This is a genomic window from Dechloromonas hortensis (assembly GCF_009469765.1).
GTDB lineage: Bacteria > Pseudomonadota > Gammaproteobacteria > Burkholderiales > Rhodocyclaceae > Azonexus > Azonexus hortensis.
In genome coordinates this window covers 61,422-78,983 of the sequence record NZ_SSSQ01000013.1, presented here as the reverse complement: position 1 = coordinate 78,983, position 17,562 = coordinate 61,422, and the positions used below count along the sequence as shown (strand labels likewise).

14 protein-coding genes are annotated in these 17,562 nt (G+C 62.6%); 4 read left to right on the top strand and 10 right to left on the bottom strand.

The window, feature by feature from the left end; translation table 11 throughout:
- Nucleotides 1-114 precede the first annotated feature (114 nt).
- The 8 genes from GH663_RS17485 to GH663_RS17450 form a co-directional block, all read right to left on the bottom strand.
- The gene (locus tag GH663_RS17485) at nt 115-477 is read right to left on the bottom strand and encodes a response regulator (protein ID WP_153132947.1); all 363 of its coding nucleotides are present in this window, start codon (nt 475-477) and stop codon (nt 115-117) included.
- Nucleotides 470-3,007, bottom strand: a complete 2,538-nt coding sequence (locus tag GH663_RS17480) for a sensor histidine kinase (RefSeq protein ID WP_153132946.1) — start codon at nt 3,005-3,007, stop codon at nt 470-472. Before GH663_RS17480 ends, GH663_RS17485 begins: the two co-directional genes overlap by 8 nt.
- 48 nt (nt 3,008-3,055) lie before the next feature.
- Entirely contained in the window at nt 3,056-3,457 is a 402-nt protein-coding gene (locus GH663_RS17475) for a hypothetical protein (protein WP_153132945.1), read from the bottom strand.
- 81 nt (nt 3,458-3,538) lie between these two features.
- Nucleotides 3,539-4,168, bottom strand: a complete 630-nt coding sequence (locus tag GH663_RS17470) for a TetR family transcriptional regulator (RefSeq protein WP_153132944.1) — start codon at nt 4,166-4,168, stop codon at nt 3,539-3,541.
- 22 nt (nt 4,169-4,190) lie between these two features.
- Nucleotides 4,191-5,630: an efflux transporter outer membrane subunit gene (locus GH663_RS17465; RefSeq protein ID WP_153132943.1), complete on the bottom strand. Its 1,440-nt coding sequence runs from the start codon at nt 5,628-5,630 to the stop codon at nt 4,191-4,193.
- A gap of 1 nt (nt 5,631) precedes the next feature.
- A complete protein-coding gene (locus GH663_RS17460) occupies nt 5,632-8,757 on the bottom strand; it encodes an efflux RND transporter permease subunit (RefSeq protein ID WP_153132942.1) in 3,126 nt (1,041 codons plus the stop codon).
- A gap of 9 nt (nt 8,758-8,766) precedes the next feature.
- Nucleotides 8,767-9,951, bottom strand: a complete 1,185-nt coding sequence (locus tag GH663_RS17455; RefSeq protein ID WP_153132941.1) for an efflux RND transporter periplasmic adaptor subunit — start codon at nt 9,949-9,951, stop codon at nt 8,767-8,769.
- A 256-nt stretch (nt 9,952-10,207) separates the two neighbouring features.
- A complete protein-coding gene (locus GH663_RS17450; RefSeq protein WP_153132940.1) occupies nt 10,208-10,633 on the bottom strand; it encodes a ProQ/FINO family protein in 426 nt (141 codons plus the stop codon).
- A gap of 131 nt (nt 10,634-10,764) precedes the next feature.
- On the opposite strand from GH663_RS17450, the gene GH663_RS17445 reads away from it, so the two are divergent.
- The 4 genes from GH663_RS17445 to GH663_RS17430 all read left to right on the top strand — a co-directional run bounded on the left by GH663_RS17445 (nt 10,765) and on the right by GH663_RS17430 (nt 15,808).
- Nucleotides 10,765-12,063 (top strand): extracellular solute-binding protein, encoded by a 1,299-nt coding sequence (locus GH663_RS17445; RefSeq protein ID WP_153132939.1) that lies wholly within the window; start codon nt 10,765-10,767, stop codon nt 12,061-12,063.
- Entirely contained in the window at nt 12,063-12,797 is a 735-nt protein-coding gene (ugpQ, locus tag GH663_RS17440; protein ID WP_153132938.1) for a glycerophosphodiester phosphodiesterase, read from the top strand. The genes GH663_RS17445 and ugpQ overlap by 1 nt, the downstream gene beginning before the upstream one ends.
- 87 nt (nt 12,798-12,884) lie before the next feature.
- Entirely contained in the window at nt 12,885-15,506 is a 2,622-nt protein-coding gene (gene alaS / locus GH663_RS17435; protein WP_153132937.1) for an alanine--tRNA ligase, read from the top strand.
- On the top strand, nt 15,503-15,808 hold the full coding sequence (locus GH663_RS17430) for a hypothetical protein (protein WP_153132936.1): 306 nt from the start codon (nt 15,503-15,505) through the stop codon (nt 15,806-15,808). Before alaS ends, GH663_RS17430 begins: the two co-directional genes overlap by 4 nt.
- A gap of 58 nt (nt 15,809-15,866) precedes the next feature.
- Here the strand turns inward: GH663_RS17430 and GH663_RS17425 are convergent, their stop codons facing one another.
- On the bottom strand, nt 15,867-16,184 hold the full coding sequence (locus GH663_RS17425; RefSeq protein WP_153132935.1) for a UbiA prenyltransferase family protein: 318 nt from the start codon (nt 16,182-16,184) through the stop codon (nt 15,867-15,869).
- Nucleotides 16,185-16,295: 111 nt separating this feature from the next.
- On the bottom strand, nt 16,296-17,558 hold the full coding sequence (locus GH663_RS17420; RefSeq protein ID WP_153132934.1) for an EAL and HDOD domain-containing protein: 1,263 nt from the start codon (nt 17,556-17,558) through the stop codon (nt 16,296-16,298).
- Nucleotides 17,559-17,562: the final 4 nt, after the last annotated feature.

The window sequence follows — 17,562 nt, the reverse complement described above, 5'->3', positions numbered from 1 at the left end:
TTGATTTCAGACATGGGTCAGTATTATACGCTTCCCGCGACTTGATCACCCGGATATGACCGGCCAGCGATTTTTTGTTCCAATAAGCTGTCCGGCAGCGAGTCAGGGGCTGGCTCAGGCGCCGTTCACCAGTTCTGCCAGGTGCTGGCGGTTGATCGGCTTGACTAGAATGTCGTCGAAGCCGGCCGCCAGGAAACGTTCGCGCTCTTCCTGGAAGGCATGGGCGGTGTAGGCGATGATACGCATCTGCGCGCCGCCCGGTAGCTGGCGCAGCCGGCTGCAGGTCTCTTCACCGGACAGCCCGGGCATGCTGATGTCGAGCAGGACCAGTCTCGGGGCAAGGCGTTCGGCCAGTTGCAGCGCCAGTTCGCCGGACTCGGCCTCGGCGACCGTCCATCCGAGCTTTTTGAGCAGGGCGATGGCCAGCAGGCGGTTGGTGGGGTGGTCATCGACGACCAGCGCCTGACGCTCAGTCATGCTTGTTCTCGAGGGGAAGGTAAATGGTGAAGGTGGAGCCGATGCCGAGGGTGGACTCGAGCCTGACGTGACCGCCCATGTGCTCGGCCAACTGGCGGACAATGGCGAGGCCGAGCCCGGTGCCGCCGTGTTCGCGGGTCAGGAAATGCTCGAGTTGCTTGAATTTTTCGAAGACGGCCTGCTGATGTTCGGGGGCAATGCCGGGGCCGGTATCGCGGACGGCGAAGGCGATTTGCTGCTCAAACCGCTCGACACTCAGCGTGACGCTGCCGCGCACGGTGAATTTGATGGCGTTGCTCAGCAGGTTGTTGAGCAGTTGACGCAGCCGGGTCGGGTCGACCTGGAGCGTGGCGGGCAGGCCGCCGGCCACTTCCTCGGTCAATTGGATGCCTTTCGCCTGTGCGCTACTGCGGTGGTTGGCCGTGGTTTCCCGGATGAAGTCGGCGAGCGGCAGGTCGATCGGGTTCAGCGTCATTTCACCGGCTTCGATCTTGGCCAGGTCGAGAATTTCGGAAACCAGCTTGAGCAGGTGTTCGCCGCTGCCCTGGATGATGCTGGCGTATTCCTTCTGGGCCGGATCGCTCAATTCGGCGTTGAGCAGTTCGGCAAAGCCGAGGATGCCGTTGAGCGGGGTGCGCAGTTCATGCGAAACGGTGGCCAGGAAGGCAGACTTCAGGCGGCTGGCTTCCTCGGCCTTTTCCTTGGCTTCCTCGAGGCGGGTGAAGGATTCCTCGACCGAGTCGGCCATCTGGTTGAAGGAGCGGGCCAGTTCGCCCATCTCGTCCGCTGATCCGGCGTCGAGGCGGTGTTGCCGATCGCCTTGCTGGAAGGCGCGGATGCCGCTGATCATGCGGGTGATGCGCCCGGTCAGCAGATTGGCCATCCAGACCGCAATGCCGATGACGAGTAGCACCATCAGCGCTGTCGACCCCCAGAGACCGATGGCGGTCGACGTCAGGCTGCGCTGGATATCGTCGAGCATGGCGCCGCGCTGGCTCTTGAAGCTGTTGTCCTTTTCGGCGAGCAGGGTGTTGATCTTGCCGGCGGTTTCGGTCGCCGCCTTGTGGAATTCGTCGACATTGGCGCCGATCGTGACGAAACCGAAGCCCTGCGGCGTCTTGCCGTACTGCCCTGTGTAATAGGGGATGGCGGCGGCGGTGGTCAGCTTCCACAGGCCGGAGAAAAAGATGACGAAGGAGCCGGAGCCGCCGTGCTCGGTAAGGGCATTCCAGCCGTCGCATTGCGGCGAGAAGTTCAGGTAGCGGCAGTCGAGCCCGACCGTGCCGGCCTTGGCCAGTGCCTTGGCCGGCTTCTTGTTGAGGTTCTGTTCCCTGAAGCTCGGCGTGGCGGCGAGGAATTCGTGGCTCGGCTTGCCGCTCTGCTGCCATTCGGCGTACAGCTCCTCATCCAGCCATGGGGTGGCCGGCAGTCCGCTTTGCGGGTCGTAGCCGACGATGAAGTAATCGCGCGGGTGGGAAATCGAGCGGCTCTTGTAGTCCCAGAGGAAGGCGTAATTGCCCTTGATGGCGTCGGCGATCGGCGTGTAGCGCTCTTCGGTCGGCATCAGGCGGTCGGAGAACTGGCGAATGTGGTCGTGGTCCAGCGCCAGCGTCACGTAGCCGCTGATTCGACCGTCTTTGACGACCGGCATCGCCCAGCGCACGATGCCGCGAAAGCGCTTGCCGACTGGGTTTTCGGTGCCGGCGTAGGCGGATTCGGTCGGCTGGAAAGGCTTGCCGGCTTTTTCCAGGGTGGCCGGCAGGTACGGGCCGATGAACTGAGTCGGAACGTAGGCGCCGATGACATCGGAGACGTAGATTTCGCCGGGCTTCAGCTTTTTCAGTTCGGCGAAATAGGTTTCGGCCTTGACGAAGGTATTGCTGCGGTCGACGACGTTTTTGAGGCCTTTTTCAGTCAGGTTGCCGCTGGTGACCTTGATTTTTTCCTGACCGGCGAGGTCGATGTAGGTCATTTCAACGAACAGGGGCCGTTGCTCGGCCTCGCCGAAATATTCCGGCGGCCGGCTGTGGAAGTCGCGCGCATTGTCCGGCAGTACCGGGCGGGTAACCTTGGCGGTGCGTTCGATGGCCTTTTCCGGTACCCAGGACTTGCCATCTTCGGCCAGATGCCAGGCGCCATGCTGGTAAATCGGCCGATTGCGTTCGCCGAGAAAGTGGCGGAAGGAGGCATCGGAGAGTTCAATGCCGGCGGCCAGGCGAATATCGCGATCGCGGTCGTAAAGGAAACTGGCGATTTCCTTGGCGGCATCGGTGGTCAGCGCCTCGATCGCCTCGCGTGAACGGAGGTCGAGGGCGCGGATGGAGTCGTCGGTGACGGTCTTGCCGACCGTCTTGATGCTGTCGAGCATCGCATCGGCCATGCCGCCGGCCTTAACCGAAACGTCTTCGCCAAGCTGTTGCGCGGCATGCCAGGCAAACCAGGCGAGCAGAACGAGGGGGACGACCTTGATCAGGACAAAGATCGCAATCAGCTTGCCGCGTATGCCACTGAGAAAGCTGGGCAATTTCATGTCTCTTCCTCTGGGTTGGCGGCTTGGTCGCCGAAAACCGTTGGGGGCTTAGTGTTTTGTGGCGCTCTTTTCGGCGTCCTTGGGGCCGCTTTTTTCACCTTCGGCTTCGGCGCTGGCGGCTGCCGCCTCGGCTTTCTTGCGTTTCTTGGCGGCGGCCGGCGATTCCGGTGGCGGCAGTTGCGGGGCGACCGTTTCCAACTGGTTGTCCCGCATGTAGGCGTCCATTTCCTTCCAGCCCTCGTAGATGGCCGCCTTGGGCAACCAGCTGTAGATCGAATAACAGTCTTCAATGGCACGGCCGGACTGGCGGCAGGCGCTGCCGACGGCCTTGCCTTCGGCCTGCAGGTTGGCTTCCTTCTTGGCCGGGTCTTCCAGGCCCAATTTCTGGTTGACCTGGTCGCAGCCGCCAAGGGCGAGCAGGACAATGAGAATGAGGGAAGGGCGCGTCATCATGGCTTGCGATTTTCGCACAGGTTCACGGCAAAATTACAGCAAAGGACGGGGTTTCGCCCGCCTTTGCCGCTGCTTCGCTTATTTGCCCGGGGGGCGGACGCTCAGGCCCTGAAGCCAGCTATCGAGGATCGGCATGGCGTAGGTTTCGAGCGGGAACATTTGCGGATTTCGGGTCCAGTTGAACAGCATGCCGTCGAGCAGGCTGATCAATCCGATGGTGATCTGATGCGGCGTCAGGCCGAGCCGGATCTGGCCGCGTTCCTGGGCCAGCGTGAAGGCGCGTTGCAGGATGTCGATATGGTTCTCGCCTTCTTCGAGGTGGCTGTCGCGGATATTGGCCATCTCGCCGACGTACTCGCACTTGTGCCAGAGAATCTCGAACACCTTGCGGAAGTTGGCATCGCTCAGCATCTTGCCGAGAAACTCGCGTGACGCATCCTCGATGAATTGCAGCGGGTCAGCCGCTATGCGGGCTTCGCGGTCCTCGGCATTGATCAGCAAGGGGCAGATCAGGCGTTCGATCATCGCATCGAACATTGCTACCTTGTTCTCGAAGTGCCAGTAGATGGCGCCGCGGGTGACGCCGGCTTCCTTGGCAATGTCGTTGAGCGAGGTGTGGGCGACGCCCTTGTGGTTGAACACCGCGACCGCCGTATCGAGAATGCGGTTGCGGGTGACCTGGGCGTCTTCCTTGGTTCTGCGGGCCATCTTTTCTCTCCCTTCCTGCCGCTCAGCTACCGGTCGACTGCCAGCCGCCGCCGAGCGCCTTGAACAGGTCGACGGCCGCACCGAGGCGGTTCTTCCGGCTGTTCAGGTATTCCAGTTGCGCCAGATTGGTCGTCCGCTGCGAATCCAGCACATCCATGAAGCCGGCGTAGCCTGCTTCGTAACGCGCTTGCGACAGTTCGAGGGCGCGCCGTGCAGCTGTAACCTGGGCGGCATTGGCGGTCTCCACATCAGCATACTCTTTCAGGTTGACCAGGGCATCGTTGACCTCCTTGAAGGCACTTTGCAAGGTCTTGCGATAGTTGGCCAGGCTTTCCTTCTGGGCTGCCGTCGCCTGATCGACGCGGGCGCCGGTGCGGCCGGCATCGAAAATAGGCATGCTGAGACCGAGTGCCGTCGACCAGATGCCGGCATTGCCGGTGAACAGATTGGAAAGGGCCATGCTTTCGCTGCCATACATGCCCGTCAAGCTGATCGTCGGAAAGTAGGCGGCCTTGGCGACGCCGATCCGGGCATTGGCGGCGATCAGCTTTTCCTCGGCCTGACGGACGTCGGGCCGGGCTTCGAGCAGCGTGGAAGGCAAGCCGGCCGGCGGGGTCGGCGGCAACGGCAGTTGTTCAAGTTGGCCGCTGGCGATCTTCAGTCCGGGCTGGCCGGTAAGCAGGCCGATCTGGCTTTCCGAAATGGCGCGCAGGCGCTTGACCTGGCTCCATTGCGACTGGGCTGCAGCATAGGCGTTTTCGGCCTGGGCCAATTCGAGGGCGGAGGCGCTGCCAGCGTCGAGGCGAGCCTGGACGATCTTCAACGACTTCTCGCGCGAATTCAGCGTGTCCTGCGTCACGGCCAGTTGCGCGTCGTTGCTGCGCAGCGCCAGATACTCGTTGGCAACCTGGCCGAGCAGAGTCAGTCGGATGCTGTCGCGGCCGAAACGACTGGCCAGCGCTTCGGCGCGGGCGGCCTCGTTGCTGCGCCGGACGCGACCCCAGAGGTCGACTTCATAGCTCAGCGAGAGCGCGGCGCGATGGTTGCTGTAGGTGCCTGAGCCAACCCTCTTGCCGCTGAAGGTCTCGCCGCTGCTCTGGTTCCGGCCGTTGCTGGTGCCGAGACTGACATTCGGGTAGTAATCGGCACCTGCTTCGCGTGCGGCGCCTTCGGCCGCTTCGAGGCGGGCGATGGCGGCCTGCAGATCCTGGTTGGCGTCGAGGGCTTGCTGGATCAGATTGTTCAGCGTGCTGTCGCCAAACAGCGTCCACCATTCCGGATTGACCGGTGCTTCGCTGCGCGCTTCGGCAACGGCAACCGGGGGGGCGTCCTTGAAGTAATCGGGCAGCCAGGCACTCGGGCGCAGGTAGTCGGGGCCGACGGCGCAGCCGTTGAGCAGGGTTGCTGCGGTCAACGCTGCGGCGAGGCGGATTTTCGAAGCGGATTTATTCAGGGCGTGCATCTCAGTTTTCCTCCGACTGGGCAGCATGCAAGTCGCCGGCCGGGCGCACTTGCTTGCCGCGCTCCAGCCACTTGAAGAACAGCGGAATGAATATGGTGGCGATGAAGGTGGCGGCGATCATCCCGGCGAAAACGCCGGTCCCCATCGACTGGCGGGCGGCGGCGCCGGCGCCGGTGGCCTTGACCAGGGGGAAGACGCCAAGCACGAAGGCGAGCGAGGTCATGACGATCGGCCGGAAGCGGAGACGGGCGGCCTCCAGTGCGGCATCAACGACATTCATCCCTTCGGCGTACTTCTGGGCGGCGAACTCGACGATCAGGATGGCGTTTTTCGAGGCCAGCCCGATCAGCACGACGAGACCGATCTGGAAGTAGATGTCGTTCGGCATGCCGCGCAGCCAGATAGCGGTCAGGGCGCCCATCAGTGCGAACGGAACGGCCATGATGACGGCGACCGGCAGTGACCATTTTTCGTACTGGGCGGCGAGGATCAGGAAGACCATGATGATGGCGAAGACGAATGCCTGCATCGACGAGCCGGAGCTGCGCTTTTCCTGGAAGGCCTGGCCGGTCCAGGAAATTTCGTAGCCGGTGGGCAGCGTGGCAGCTGCAACTTCCTCGACGATCTTGATGGCGTCGCCGGAACTGATGCCGGTCTTGCTGTCACCCATGATCTTGGCGGCGACGAAGCCGTTGAAGCGTTCGACCTGTTCCGGGCCGACGACGCGCTTGACGGTGCTGATCGCCGACAGCGGAATCATCGCGTTGCTGGTCGAACTGCGGACATAGACCTTGCCGAGATCTTCCGGCTTCATCCGGTAATTGGCCTCGGCCTGTAGCTGGACGCGATAGACGCGACCGGACTTGTTGAAGTCATTGACGTAGAGCGCACCCATCGTGCTTTGCAGCGTGTCATAGACGTGCGACAACGAAATGCCGAGCGCCAGCGCCTTCGGCTCGTCCACTTCGACGAACAGTTGCGGCACGGTCGGGCGGAAGAAGGTGCTGATCCGGGTGAATTCCGGGCGCTTCTGCAACTCGGCCATGAACTGCTGGGTAACCTCGTTCAGCTTCTTGGTGTCGCCGTCCACGCGGTTCTGCAGATAGACCTCGAAACCGCCGGCGCTGCCCAGGCCCATGATCGGGGGCGGGTTGAAGACGAGCGCCATGCCGTCCGACTGCATCATGCCCATCCCCATGAACTTGCCGGCCAGGTCCTGTGCCTTGCCCTCGCGTTCGCTCCAGTCCTTGAGCGGGATGAAAATGGTGCCGGCATTCGGCTTGCTGCCGCCGCCGATCAGGTCGAAGCCGGAAACGATGAAGGTGTGCTTGACGGCCTCGTCCTTGCTGATCATCTGGCGCATGTTTTCGCCGGTCTTCTGGGTTCGCTTCAGCGTTGCGCCATCCGGCAGCATCAGCGCCGAGATCAGGTAGCCCTGGTCTTCGGCCGGCACGAAACTGCCGGGGATGATGCGGAAGAAGGCCACGGTCGACCCGATAACGAGGGCAAAAATGATGCCGCCGATGATGCCGTGCTTCAGGGTCAGGCCAACGGTGCTGGTGTAGGAGCGGGTAAAGCGCTCGAACAGGCGGTTGAAGGGCTTGAACAACTTGTGTTCGGTATGCTGGGCCTTGAGCAGCAGCGCGCAGAGGGCCGGGGTCAGGGTCAGCGCGACGACACCGGAGAGGACGACGGCGACGGCGACGGTGACGGCGAACTGCTTATAGAGCTGGCCGGCGATGCCGCCGAGGAAGGCGACCGGAATGAATACCGCGCAGAGCACCAGCACGATGGCGACCAGGGCGCCCTGAACCTCCTGCATGGCCTTGATCGCGGCGTCCCTTGGCGACAGCTTTTCTTCAGCCATCAGGCGCTCGACGTTTTCAAGGACGACGATCGCGTCATCGACGACGATACCGATCGCCAGCACCATCGCGAACAGCGTCAGCGTATTGATCGAGAAGCCGAACAGCCAGAGACCGGCGAAGGTACCGATCAGCGAAATCGGCACGGCGACCATCGGGATCAGCGTGGCGCGCCAGCTCTGCAGGAAGATATAGACGACCGCCAGGACCAGCACCATGGCTTCGATCAGCGTATGGACGACTTCGTTGATCGAGGCCGAGACGAAGCGGGTGGTATCGAACGGAATGACGTAGCCCATGCCTTCCGGGAACTTGACCTTCAACTCGTCCATCTTGGTCCGCACCTTGGCGGCCACATCCAGCGCGTTGGCGCCGGTTTGCAGGAAGACACCCATGGCGATGGTCGGCTGGCCGTCCAGCGTCACGCTCTGCTCGTAGCTGTAGGCACCGAGTTCGATGCGGGCGACGTCCTTCAGGCGCAGCGCGCCGCCTGGGCCGCTGGCGCGGATGACGATGTTGCCGAACTCTGCCTCGCTCAGCAGGCGACCCTTGGCGGTCACCGTGTAGACCAGCATCTGGTCGGACGGAGCCGGTTCGGCGCCGATCTTGCCGGCTGCGTTCTGGGCGTTCTGGGCCTTGATCGCAGTTGAGATGTCGCTGGTCGTCAGGCCCAGTTGGGCCATGCGGTCCGGCTTCAGCCAGACGCGCATCGAGTAGTCCTGGGCACCGAAAATGGTCACGTCGCCGACGCCCTTGACCCGCTTCAACTCGTCAACGATGTTCAGGCTGGCGTAGTTGGACAGGAACAGCGTGTTGTATTTGCCCTTGTCCGATTCGAGCGCGACGACTTGCAGAATATCGTTCGAGCGCTTCTGGACGATCACGCCATTGCGCCGCACTTCTTCCGGCAGGCGCGGTTCGGCCGCTTTGACCCGATTATTGACGTTGACCGAAGCGATATCGACATTAGTCCCGACATCGAAGGTTGCGGTAATCGTCACCGTGCCGTTGGCGGCCGCCGACGAGGTGAAGTAGGAGAGATTTTCGACCCCGTTCAGCTGCTCCTCGATCGGCGCGGCGACCGTCTTGGCCAGCGTCTCGGCCGAAGCACCCGGGTAGGTGGCGGTAATCAGCACGGTCGGCGGAGCGATCTGCGGGTACTGCGCAATCGGCAGCACCTGCGAGGCGACCAGCCCGGCGAGGACAATGATGATCGAGATGACCGACGCGAAAATCGGCCGGTTGATAAAGAACTTTGACATGCTTGCTCCTTAACCCTGCTTGGCCGGGGCCGCTGCCGCATCCTTGGCGGGGGCGGCGCCTTCCTTGGCCGGCGCAGCGCCGGGGGCTCCCGGCTGTTCGCCCGGTGCGTGCGGGGCAACCGGGGCGCCCGGGCGCAGCTTCATCAGGTTGTCGACGATGACCTTGTCGCCCGCCTTCAGGCCGCCGAGCACGACCCAGTCCTTGCCGAACCAGTCACCGGTCTTGATCGGACGCGGCGCAACCTTGTTTTCGCTATCAGCCGTCATCACCAGGTTGCCCTGTTCGCTCTGGATCACCGCGCTCTGCGGCACCAGGAAGACATCGGCCTTTTCGCCGGCGAGCAGGCGGATGCGGACGAACTGACCGGGCAGCAGAGAGCCGTCCTTGTTCGGGAATTCGGCCCGCAACTGCTGCGTGCCGAGCGTCGGGTCGATCGTGCTGGCCAGGAAGTTCAGCTTGCCGGTTACCGGATAGACGCTACCATCCGGCAGCACCATCTCGACCCCGGTCACCGTCTTCGGCGTCAGGCGGCCGCCCGGCAACTTGGCCGCTTCGCTTTCGGAAATGCTGAAACGCACCCACATCGGATCGTTCTGGTAAACCGACGTCAGCAAGCTGTCGGAGCCGACGGAAATCAGGTTGCCGACCGATTTGGCGGCCCGCCCGCTGACGCCGTCGACCGGGGCGGTAACGGTGGTCCAGGACAAGTTCAACTGGGCCTGGCGCAAGGCGGCCTGGGCCAGTTCATTGGCGCTCGTCGCATCATCAACTTCCTTGCGGCTGACGCCCTGGACTTCGATCAGCTTCTTCATCCGGGCCATTTCGCGCTCGGTCTGGTCGGCCTTGGCCTTGGCTTCGGCAAAGGCGATTTCATAGCTGGAGCGATCAATCTGGAACAGCGGTTGCCCCGCCTTGACCGGTTGGCCTTCCTGATAAAGCTGCTTGACCAGGATGCCGCCGACCCGGGCCCGTACTTCGGCTTCCTTGGCACCTTCAGTCTGGGCCATGATTTCGACGGCATTCGGCACGCTCTGTGTTTGCATCTCGATCACGGTGACCGGCATTGGACCCATCGGCGGTTTCTGCGGCGCATCGGCGCCGGAACAGGCAGTCAGTGCCAGGGCGCTGGTGATGAGGAGCGAAAGAAGCAAGGGCTTGGCTGTACGGTACGGCAAGGCGGTGTCGAGAGGCATGTCAGGGCTCCGGGAGGGGATTTGTTTTTGATGCCTGCGATTATAGATACATTCAAGAATGTATGTAAATACTCAGTTGCGAATAATTTGCATTGCCACAAAGGCCTGAGCGGCTTCTGTTTTGGACGGGTCGGGGCTGTTTTTGTAGCCAGGACGGGAGGCGGGCGCGATTGCTAGCGACGCAAAAAAAGCCCGGTGGCGGTGCCACGGGGCTTTCATTACTTTGCTGCGAGGCGCGGCGATAGCCGCTCGTCAATTAGCCGTTGCGGCCGAATTTTTCCAGCAATTGGCCGAGTTTTTCGGTGCGTTGGCGTTCAGCGGCCTCGGCGGCGCGTTCGGCCTTGCGCTTCTCGGCTTCCTTTTTCAGGCGCTCGCGGATGGTTTCGCTGGCGTGCTTGCGATGCTCGTCGGTGACTTCGTCGGTCGAGTTGCCATCGAGGTCGAAACGGACGGTCGCCTTTTCCATGACCTTGAGGTAACGCATTGAATTGGTGTGGATGCCCAGCGCGACACGCAGGATCTTGCGCTGGATTTCCGGCATCCGGGCCAGCAGTTGCTTGTCGATGCCGATCGCCAGCGGTTGGCTGTCGCGGAAGACCGCAAAGTCGGCCTGCAGTTTTTTCAGCAGGCTGCGCGGGGTCTGGGCGGGCGGGGTTTCTGGCGTGGCGTTGACGGTATTCATCGTACGGAAGCGGCTGTGTGCATATGATCGGCCGGAGCGTACCACAGCCCCCGCTCGATTCCCGATGATTCGGCTCAATGATTGTTGACGAGCGTTATAATTTCGCGTTTACCGAAACACTTGGAGTGCCCATGTACCTAATCCGCCCCCTGGTTGCTGCCGTCGCCCTGGCGCTGGCGTTTTCCGCCAATGCCGCCAAGCCCAAGCCGGCTCCGGCTGCTAAACCCGCTGCCGCCCCGGTTGCTCCGGCCGATTTGGAACTGGCCCACAATCTCGGTCCGCAGGGTGAAGAGCGCCTGCAGGCTTTCGTCGATCACTTCAACAAGGATCACAACGGTTCGATCAAGCTGGTCCGGACAAGCAAGGATGGCAAGCCGGCAGGCCTCAATCTCGTGCGTCACTATGACATGGATGATGTGCTGAGCAAGCCGGCCAACTTCATTCCGCTCCATCAGATGATGAGCAAGGCCGGCCAGCCGTTCAGCGCCGCCGACCTGTCGCCTGACCTGAAGGCAGGCGTCGTCGATGCCAAGGGGCGCCTGGTGGCGCTGCCGCTGGTCTATTCGACGCCGGTGCTGTTCTATAACAAGAATGCGTTCCGTCGGGCCAAACTCGATCCGGAGCAGCCGCCGAAGACCTGGTTCGAAATGCAGGGCGTCCTCGACAAGCTGCAGGACGCTGGCTACTCTTGTCCCTACACCTCTTCCTGGCCGGTCTGGGTGCATATCGACAACGTTAGTGCCGTTTCCGGTGTGCCGGCGATGACCGACAAGGGGCAGCTGATTTTCAACGGCCTGCCGCAGGTCAAGCATATCGCGATGATGGCGACCTGGCAGAAGGCGGGCTATTACAAGAGCTTCGGTCGTCGTGATGAAGCCAGCGCGCGGTTCAACGAAGGCGAGTGCGCGATGATCACCACCGATTCCCGCGAGCACACCGATTTCCGTGAAGCCAAGGGCGTCGAGCTCGGCGTCGCGCCGCTGCCTTACCACGACGATGTCTACGGCGGCCGCCAGAGTACGCTGGCCGATGGCGCCTCGCTGTGGGTCGGTGCCGGTCGCTCCGCCGCCGAGTACAAGCAGGCTGCCAAGTTCGTTGCCTACCTGTTGACGCCGGAAATGCAGATCGAAATGGTCCGTAGCTATGGCCAGTTGCCGCTGACGGCCGCCGCTCGCGCCGCAGTTGGCAGCAAGTTGCTACAGGATGGCGACAAGACGATGCAGGTGGCCAAAGCCTCGCTGAATGGCAACGGCGCCAAGCCGGCCGTTCGTGCTGCCAATATCGACGCAGTACGCATCATCATCAACGAAGAACTGGAAGCCGTCTGGGTCGACAAGAAGCCGGCCAAGGCGGCGCTGGATGCAGCGGTGACGCGCGGCAACGCGGTGCTGGCGGCCAAGCCGGCGCTGAAAAAAGCGCAGCCTTTCTGATGCAACAAATGCTGCCGCGCTGGTTTGCCCATCGCGGTGGCGGTAGCCTGGCGCCCGAAAATACCCTGGCCGGCATCCGCTTGGCAGCGCGAATGGGGTTTCGGGCCGTCGAGTTCGACGTCATGCTGAGTGCGGACGGTACTCCCGTCCTCATTCACGACGAAACCCTGACCCGGACGACCAATGGCGCCGGACGCGTCTGCGAGACGCCGGATGAGATTCTGTTTGGGCTCGACGCCGGGGGCGGTGAGTCGATTCCCCGTTTTGCCGAGGCGGCTGCGCTGTGCCGGGAACATGGTCTGTTGGCCAATGTAGAGATCAAGCCGGCGACCGGCCATGAGGTGCAGACGGCGACCGTCGTCGCCCAACTGACCGCCGCGTTGTGGCAGGGGGCCGCTGTACAGCCGCTGATCTCCTCGTTTTCTCTTGAGGCACTGGAGATCGCCCGCGATCTGGCGCCGGACATTCGGCGCGGTGTGCTATTCGACAGCGTGCCAGCCGACTGGCTGGCCGAAATGCGTCGCCTGCGGGCGTTTTCCCTGCACTGCGATGCCAAGCTTCTGAGCGACGAAGTTCTGGCCGAGGCCCAGGCTGCAGGTATTCCCGTGCTTTGTTATACGGTCAACGCGCCGGAACAGGCAAAAATGCTGCTCCAGCGTGGGGTCAGCGCGCTTTTTACCGACCGGCTCGACCTCTTTGTGTCGGAAGCCGGTGTTGGCCTGGGCTTGCCGTAGCCCGGCCGGCATCAGCACTCACTGAAGGCCGGCGCTTTCATTTAAAATTACGCTTTTCGAATTCAACGCCTTTGAGGCCGCCAGCTTATGAAAAGCTCAGAAATCCGCCAGCAGTTCCTCGACTTCTTCGCCTCCAAGGGCCACCAGATTGTTTCATCCAGCTCGCTGGTGCCACACGAGGACCCGACCCTATTGTTCACCAATGCCGGGATGAACCAGTTCAAGGACGTCTTCCTCGGCTTCGACAAGCGCCCCTACAGCCGGGCGACGACCTCGCAGAAGTGCGTGCGCGCCGGCGGCAAGCACAACGATCTGGAGAACGTCGGCTACACCGCGCGTCACCACACCTTCTTCGAAATGCTCGGCAACTTCAGCTTCGGCGACTATTTCAAGCGCGATGCGATCAAGTACGCCTGGGAGTTGTTGACCGAGGTCTACAAGCTGCCCAAGGACAAGCTGACCGTCACCGTCTATGCCGAGGATGACGAAGCATACGACATCTGGACGAAAGAGATTGGCGTGCCGGCCGAGCGGGTGATTCGCATCGGCGACAACAAGGGCGCCCGTTACGCCTCCGACAATTTCTGGATGATGGGCGACACCGGTCCCTGCGGTCCGTGCACCGAAATCTTTTACGACCACGGCGAAAAGCACTGGGGCGGCCCTCCGGGATCGCCGGAAGAAGATGGCGACCGTTTCATCGAAATCTGGAACAACGTCTTCATGCAGTTCAACCGCGACGAGCAGGGTGTCATGCATCCGCTGCCCAAGCCTTCGGTCGACACCGGCATGGGCCTGGAGCGCATCTCCGCCGTGCTGCAGGGCGTGCACGCCAACTACGAGATCGATCTGTTCCAGGCACTGCTCAAGGCGGCCGCGCGCGAAACCTCCGATGCCGACATGGACAGCCCGTCGCTCAAGGTGTTGGCCGACCATATCCGCGCCTGCTCCTTCCTGCTCGCCGACGGCGTCATTCCCGGTAACGAGGGGCGCGGCTACGTGCTGCGCCGGATCATCCGTCGTGCCATCCGCCACGGTTACAAGCTCGGTGCTCGCGCCGCCTTCTTCCACAAGATGGTGCCGGACCTGGTCGCCGAAATGGGCATGGCCTATCCGGAGCTGACCCAGAACCAGACACGGATCATGGCGACGCTGAAGCAGGAAGAAGACCGCTTTTTCGAAACCATCGAGCACGGCATGGCCATCGTCGAAACCGAATTGGCGGCGTTGAAGGCGGCCGGCAACAAGGTTTTCAACGGCGATACCGCTTTCAAGTTGCACGACACCTACGGCTTCCCGCTCGACCTGACCCAGGATATCTGCCGCGAGCACGAAATCACCGTCGATGCCGCCGCCTTCGATGCGGCGATGGCGCGCCAGAAGGAACAGGCGCGTGCCGCCGGCAAGTTCAAGATGGCCGCCAACCTCGAATACGACGGCCCGGCCACCACTTTCCACGGTTACGAAGCGCTCGAGCTGAAGGCCAACGTCCTTGCCCTGTACAAGGACGGTGCTGCGGTCAACCAGCTGAATGAAGGCGAAATGGGTGTCGTCGTTCTCGACAACACGCCGTTCTATGCCGAATCCGGCGGCCAGGTTGGCGACTGCGGCGTGCTGCAGTCGGTACATGGCATCTTTGCCGTGGAAGACACGCAAAAGATTCAGGCTACCGTCTTTGGTCACCACGGTGTCGTCAAGACCGGCGTCATCACGGTCGGCAACGGCGTCAGCGCCAAGGTCGATGTATTGGCCCGGGCCCGCACCGCCCGCAACCACTCGGCGACCCACCTGCTGCACAAGGCACTGCGCGAAGTGCTTGGCGAGCACGTGCAGCAGAAGGGTTCGCAGGTCGATCCGGACAAGACCCGTTTCGACTTCGTGCATAACCAGCCGATGACCGACGAGGAAATCCGCCGCGTCGAGAACATCGTCAATGCCGAAATCCTGGCCAATACGGCCAATGAAACCCGCGTCCTGCCGATTGCCGAGGCCCAGAAACTGGGCGCGATGATGCTGTTCGGCGAAAAGTACGGCGACAGCGTGCGCGTCCTCGACATCGGCTCGTCGCGCGAACTGTGCGGCGGCACCCACGTTTCCCGCACCGGCGACATCGGGCTGTTCAGCATCACCGCCGAAGGCGGCGTCGCGGCCGGCGTGCGCCGGGTCGAGGCGGTCACCGGCGATAACGCTTTGCACTACATGCAGGACATGGAAACCGCCCTTGGTGGGGTTGCCGGTACGCTCAAGGTCTTGCCGAAGGACGTCCATGCCCGTGTGGTTTCCGTCCTCGATCAGGTCAAGAAGCTGGAACGCGAACTGGCCGCGCTCAAGGGCAAGCTGGCCTCGGCCCAGGGCGACGACATGCTTGGCCAGGCAGTCGACATCAAGGGGGCCAAGGTGCTGGCGGCGAAGCTGGAAGGGGCCGATCTCAACGCGCTGCGCGAGACCATGGACAAGCTGAAGGACAAGCTGAAGTCGGCCGCCATCGTGCTGGCTTCGGTGGTCGATGGCAAGGTGACGCTGATTGCCGGCGTCACCGCCGACCTGACCGGCAAGGTCAAGGCCGGCGAACTGGTCAATCAGGTTGCCCAGCAGGTCGGCGGCAAGGGCGGTGGTCGTCCGGACATGGCGCAGGCTGGCGGCACGCAGCCGGAAAACCTGCCGGCGGCACTGGCTTCGGTCGCCGCCTGGGTCGAAGGCAAGCTGTGAGAGCAGCATTTGCGCTGATCTGCATATTGGCGGCCGGGTCGGGCCTGGCCGCCGAACTGGATCGGACTCCGCTGGAGGCGGCGACGGTCGACGGTCAAAAAGTGCGGCTTTTCCCGAATGGCCGCTGGGAGTTCGTCGATGTGGCCAAGGCCGCCGAGGCGAACAAGCTGGCCGCCGAGTATCCGGAGAACAAAACCCGTCCGATCGAAGCCCAGGGGGGGCTGTTTGGCGGCGTCGGGCGGACGATCATGCCCGGCGACAAGGATTACAACCGCGGTTCGCTGAACCCGAAAGTACGCTGAACGCAGGCGAAAAAACGGCCCCGTTTGCCTGGCAAGCGGGGCCGTTTTCTTTGCTGGATCAGCGCAGCAGGCGACCGGCCGGGGCCGGCGCTTCGTAATCCCGAATCACTTCGCCTTCGATGACGTAGCCGTCATCAGCCTTGGCCGTCGCCGCTTCGCGCAACTGCTTGCGCAGACGCCGTGTTTTCCACCACAGCCAGCCAGCCAGTGCCAGGCCGCCGACTGCGACCACGGCGAGGGCGACCAGCGAGAACATGAAGCCCAGTACCAGCAAGGCCGCGCTCAGCATGAAGGCGAGCATTTTGCCGAGCAAGCCGGCAGGCTGTGGCGTCAGGCGGGCCTGTTGGCGAAATTGAGCGTGTTCCTCAGTGGTCATCGAGACTCCGGTGCGAGGTTGGGAAAGGCGGTTTGGTCTGTCGTACTGGCTGATCTTGCGGCAGCGCGACTGGCTTGTCTGTGGCGATTTGGTGCGTCTTCTGTAACAGGTTCAGGATGGCGCCTGGTCGGCCGTGTTTTGGCCGATGCCGTTGGCCCATTGCAGCGCCCGGGTCTGGGCGCGGTTGAGCGCTTTTAGCGTCAGCCTCGGCAGGCTTTGCAGGCTGCCGGCGAGCATGTCGAGATCGCCCGTTTCACTGCTTTCAGCCAAGTGGAGCAGGGTGCCGAGCACACCTTGGCCGGTGCACAGGGCGTCGCGCACCTCGTCGGCCAGGCCGAGCGGAGCGACGATTTCTTCAATCGGCAGGCCGATCAGTGCCGGCATCAGCGACATGATGCCGACCATGAAGGCCTGGTCGGCGAGCGCGTTGTTGTCTGGCTGCAATTCCTGGGCCAGCAATTCCATCAGCCGGCCGCGCGTCGCGGCAAGCAGCAGCAGGGGGTTGGCCGTGCCGTTCTGGTTGCCGGAAGCGAAGAGCAGCAATTGCAGCCAGCGCTGCAGTTGGCGCCGACCGAGCACGGTGATGGCGTGGCGCAGCGAGGTAATGGTTTCACTGGCGCCGGCGCCGACGGAATTGGTCATCCGCAGCAGGTTGACCGTCAGACCCGGCTCCGGCTTCAAGGCTTCTTCCAGTTCGCCAGTGTCGGCATCGCCGAGCAGCAGGCCCATCAGCTTCATCAGCGATAGCTGGGAGTGATCGAGTTTCTTGCCGGCAATGATGGTCGGCTTGGCGAAGTAGTAACCCTGGAACAGCGAAAAGCCGAGCTTCAGGCATTGCTCCATCTGCTGACGCGAATCGACCTTCTCGGCCAGCAAGGTCTTGCCGAGCGGCTTCAGTTTCATGACCAGTTGCATCAGCTGGACACGTGACAGCGGCTGGATATCGACCTTGACCACTTCGACCAGCGCCAGCAGCTCGGCAAACTGCGGTTCGAGCTGGATGACGTCGTCCAGCGCCAGCGTGAAGCCGGCCGCTTTCAGAGCCTTGCAGCGGTCGACGACGGCGGGCGTCGGCGGCACCGTCTCGAGAATTTCCAGGACGACCGATTGCCGTGGCAGTAGTTCGAGCAAGTCGCTGAACAGGAATTCTTCATCGACGTTGATGAAGCCGCGGCATTGGCCGAGCGCGTCGGCGACGCCGAGTTCGGTGAAGGCGTTGGCGATGACGGTGGCCGTGGCGCGCACGCCGTCGGTGAATTCGGCAGCATTGCGAGAGCCGCTGCGAAAGAGCAGTTCGTAAGCGAAGAGCCGCTGCTCGCGATCCAGGATGGGCTGGCGCCCGAGAAACAACTGGTCAGCGGCAACTTCACTCACGAAA

Bases quoted from the DNA above. Each gene is read 5' to 3' on its own strand.
- GH663_RS17475 (WP_153132945.1), bottom strand. From the start codon at position 3,457: ATGACGCGCCCTTCCCTCATTCTCATTGTCCTGCTCGCCCTTGGCGGC.
- alaS (WP_153132937.1), top strand. From the start codon at position 12,885: ATGAAAAGCTCAGAAATCCGCCAGCAGTTCCTCGACTTCTTCGCCTCC.
- GH663_RS17455 (WP_153132941.1), bottom strand. From the start codon at position 9,951: ATGCCTCTCGACACCGCCTTGCCGTACCGTACAGCCAAGCCCTTGCTT.
- GH663_RS17450 (WP_153132940.1), bottom strand. From the start codon at position 10,633: ATGAATACCGTCAACGCCACGCCAGAAACCCCGCCCGCCCAGACCCCG.
- GH663_RS17445 (WP_153132939.1), top strand. From the start codon at position 10,765: ATGTACCTAATCCGCCCCCTGGTTGCTGCCGTCGCCCTGGCGCTGGCG.
- GH663_RS17485 (WP_153132947.1), bottom strand. From the start codon at position 477: ATGACTGAGCGTCAGGCGCTGGTCGTCGATGACCACCCCACCAACCGC.
- GH663_RS17460 (WP_153132942.1), bottom strand. From the start codon at position 8,757: ATGTCAAAGTTCTTTATCAACCGGCCGATTTTCGCGTCGGTCATCTCG.
- ugpQ (WP_153132938.1), top strand. From the start codon at position 12,063: ATGCAACAAATGCTGCCGCGCTGGTTTGCCCATCGCGGTGGCGGTAGC.
- GH663_RS17425 (WP_153132935.1), bottom strand. From the start codon at position 16,184: ATGACCACTGAGGAACACGCTCAATTTCGCCAACAGGCCCGCCTGACG.
- GH663_RS17465 (WP_153132943.1), bottom strand. From the start codon at position 5,630: ATGCACGCCCTGAATAAATCCGCTTCGAAAATCCGCCTCGCCGCAGCG.
- GH663_RS17470 (WP_153132944.1), bottom strand. From the start codon at position 4,168: ATGGCCCGCAGAACCAAGGAAGACGCCCAGGTCACCCGCAACCGCATT.
- GH663_RS17480 (WP_153132946.1), bottom strand. From the start codon at position 3,007: ATGAAATTGCCCAGCTTTCTCAGTGGCATACGCGGCAAGCTGATTGCG.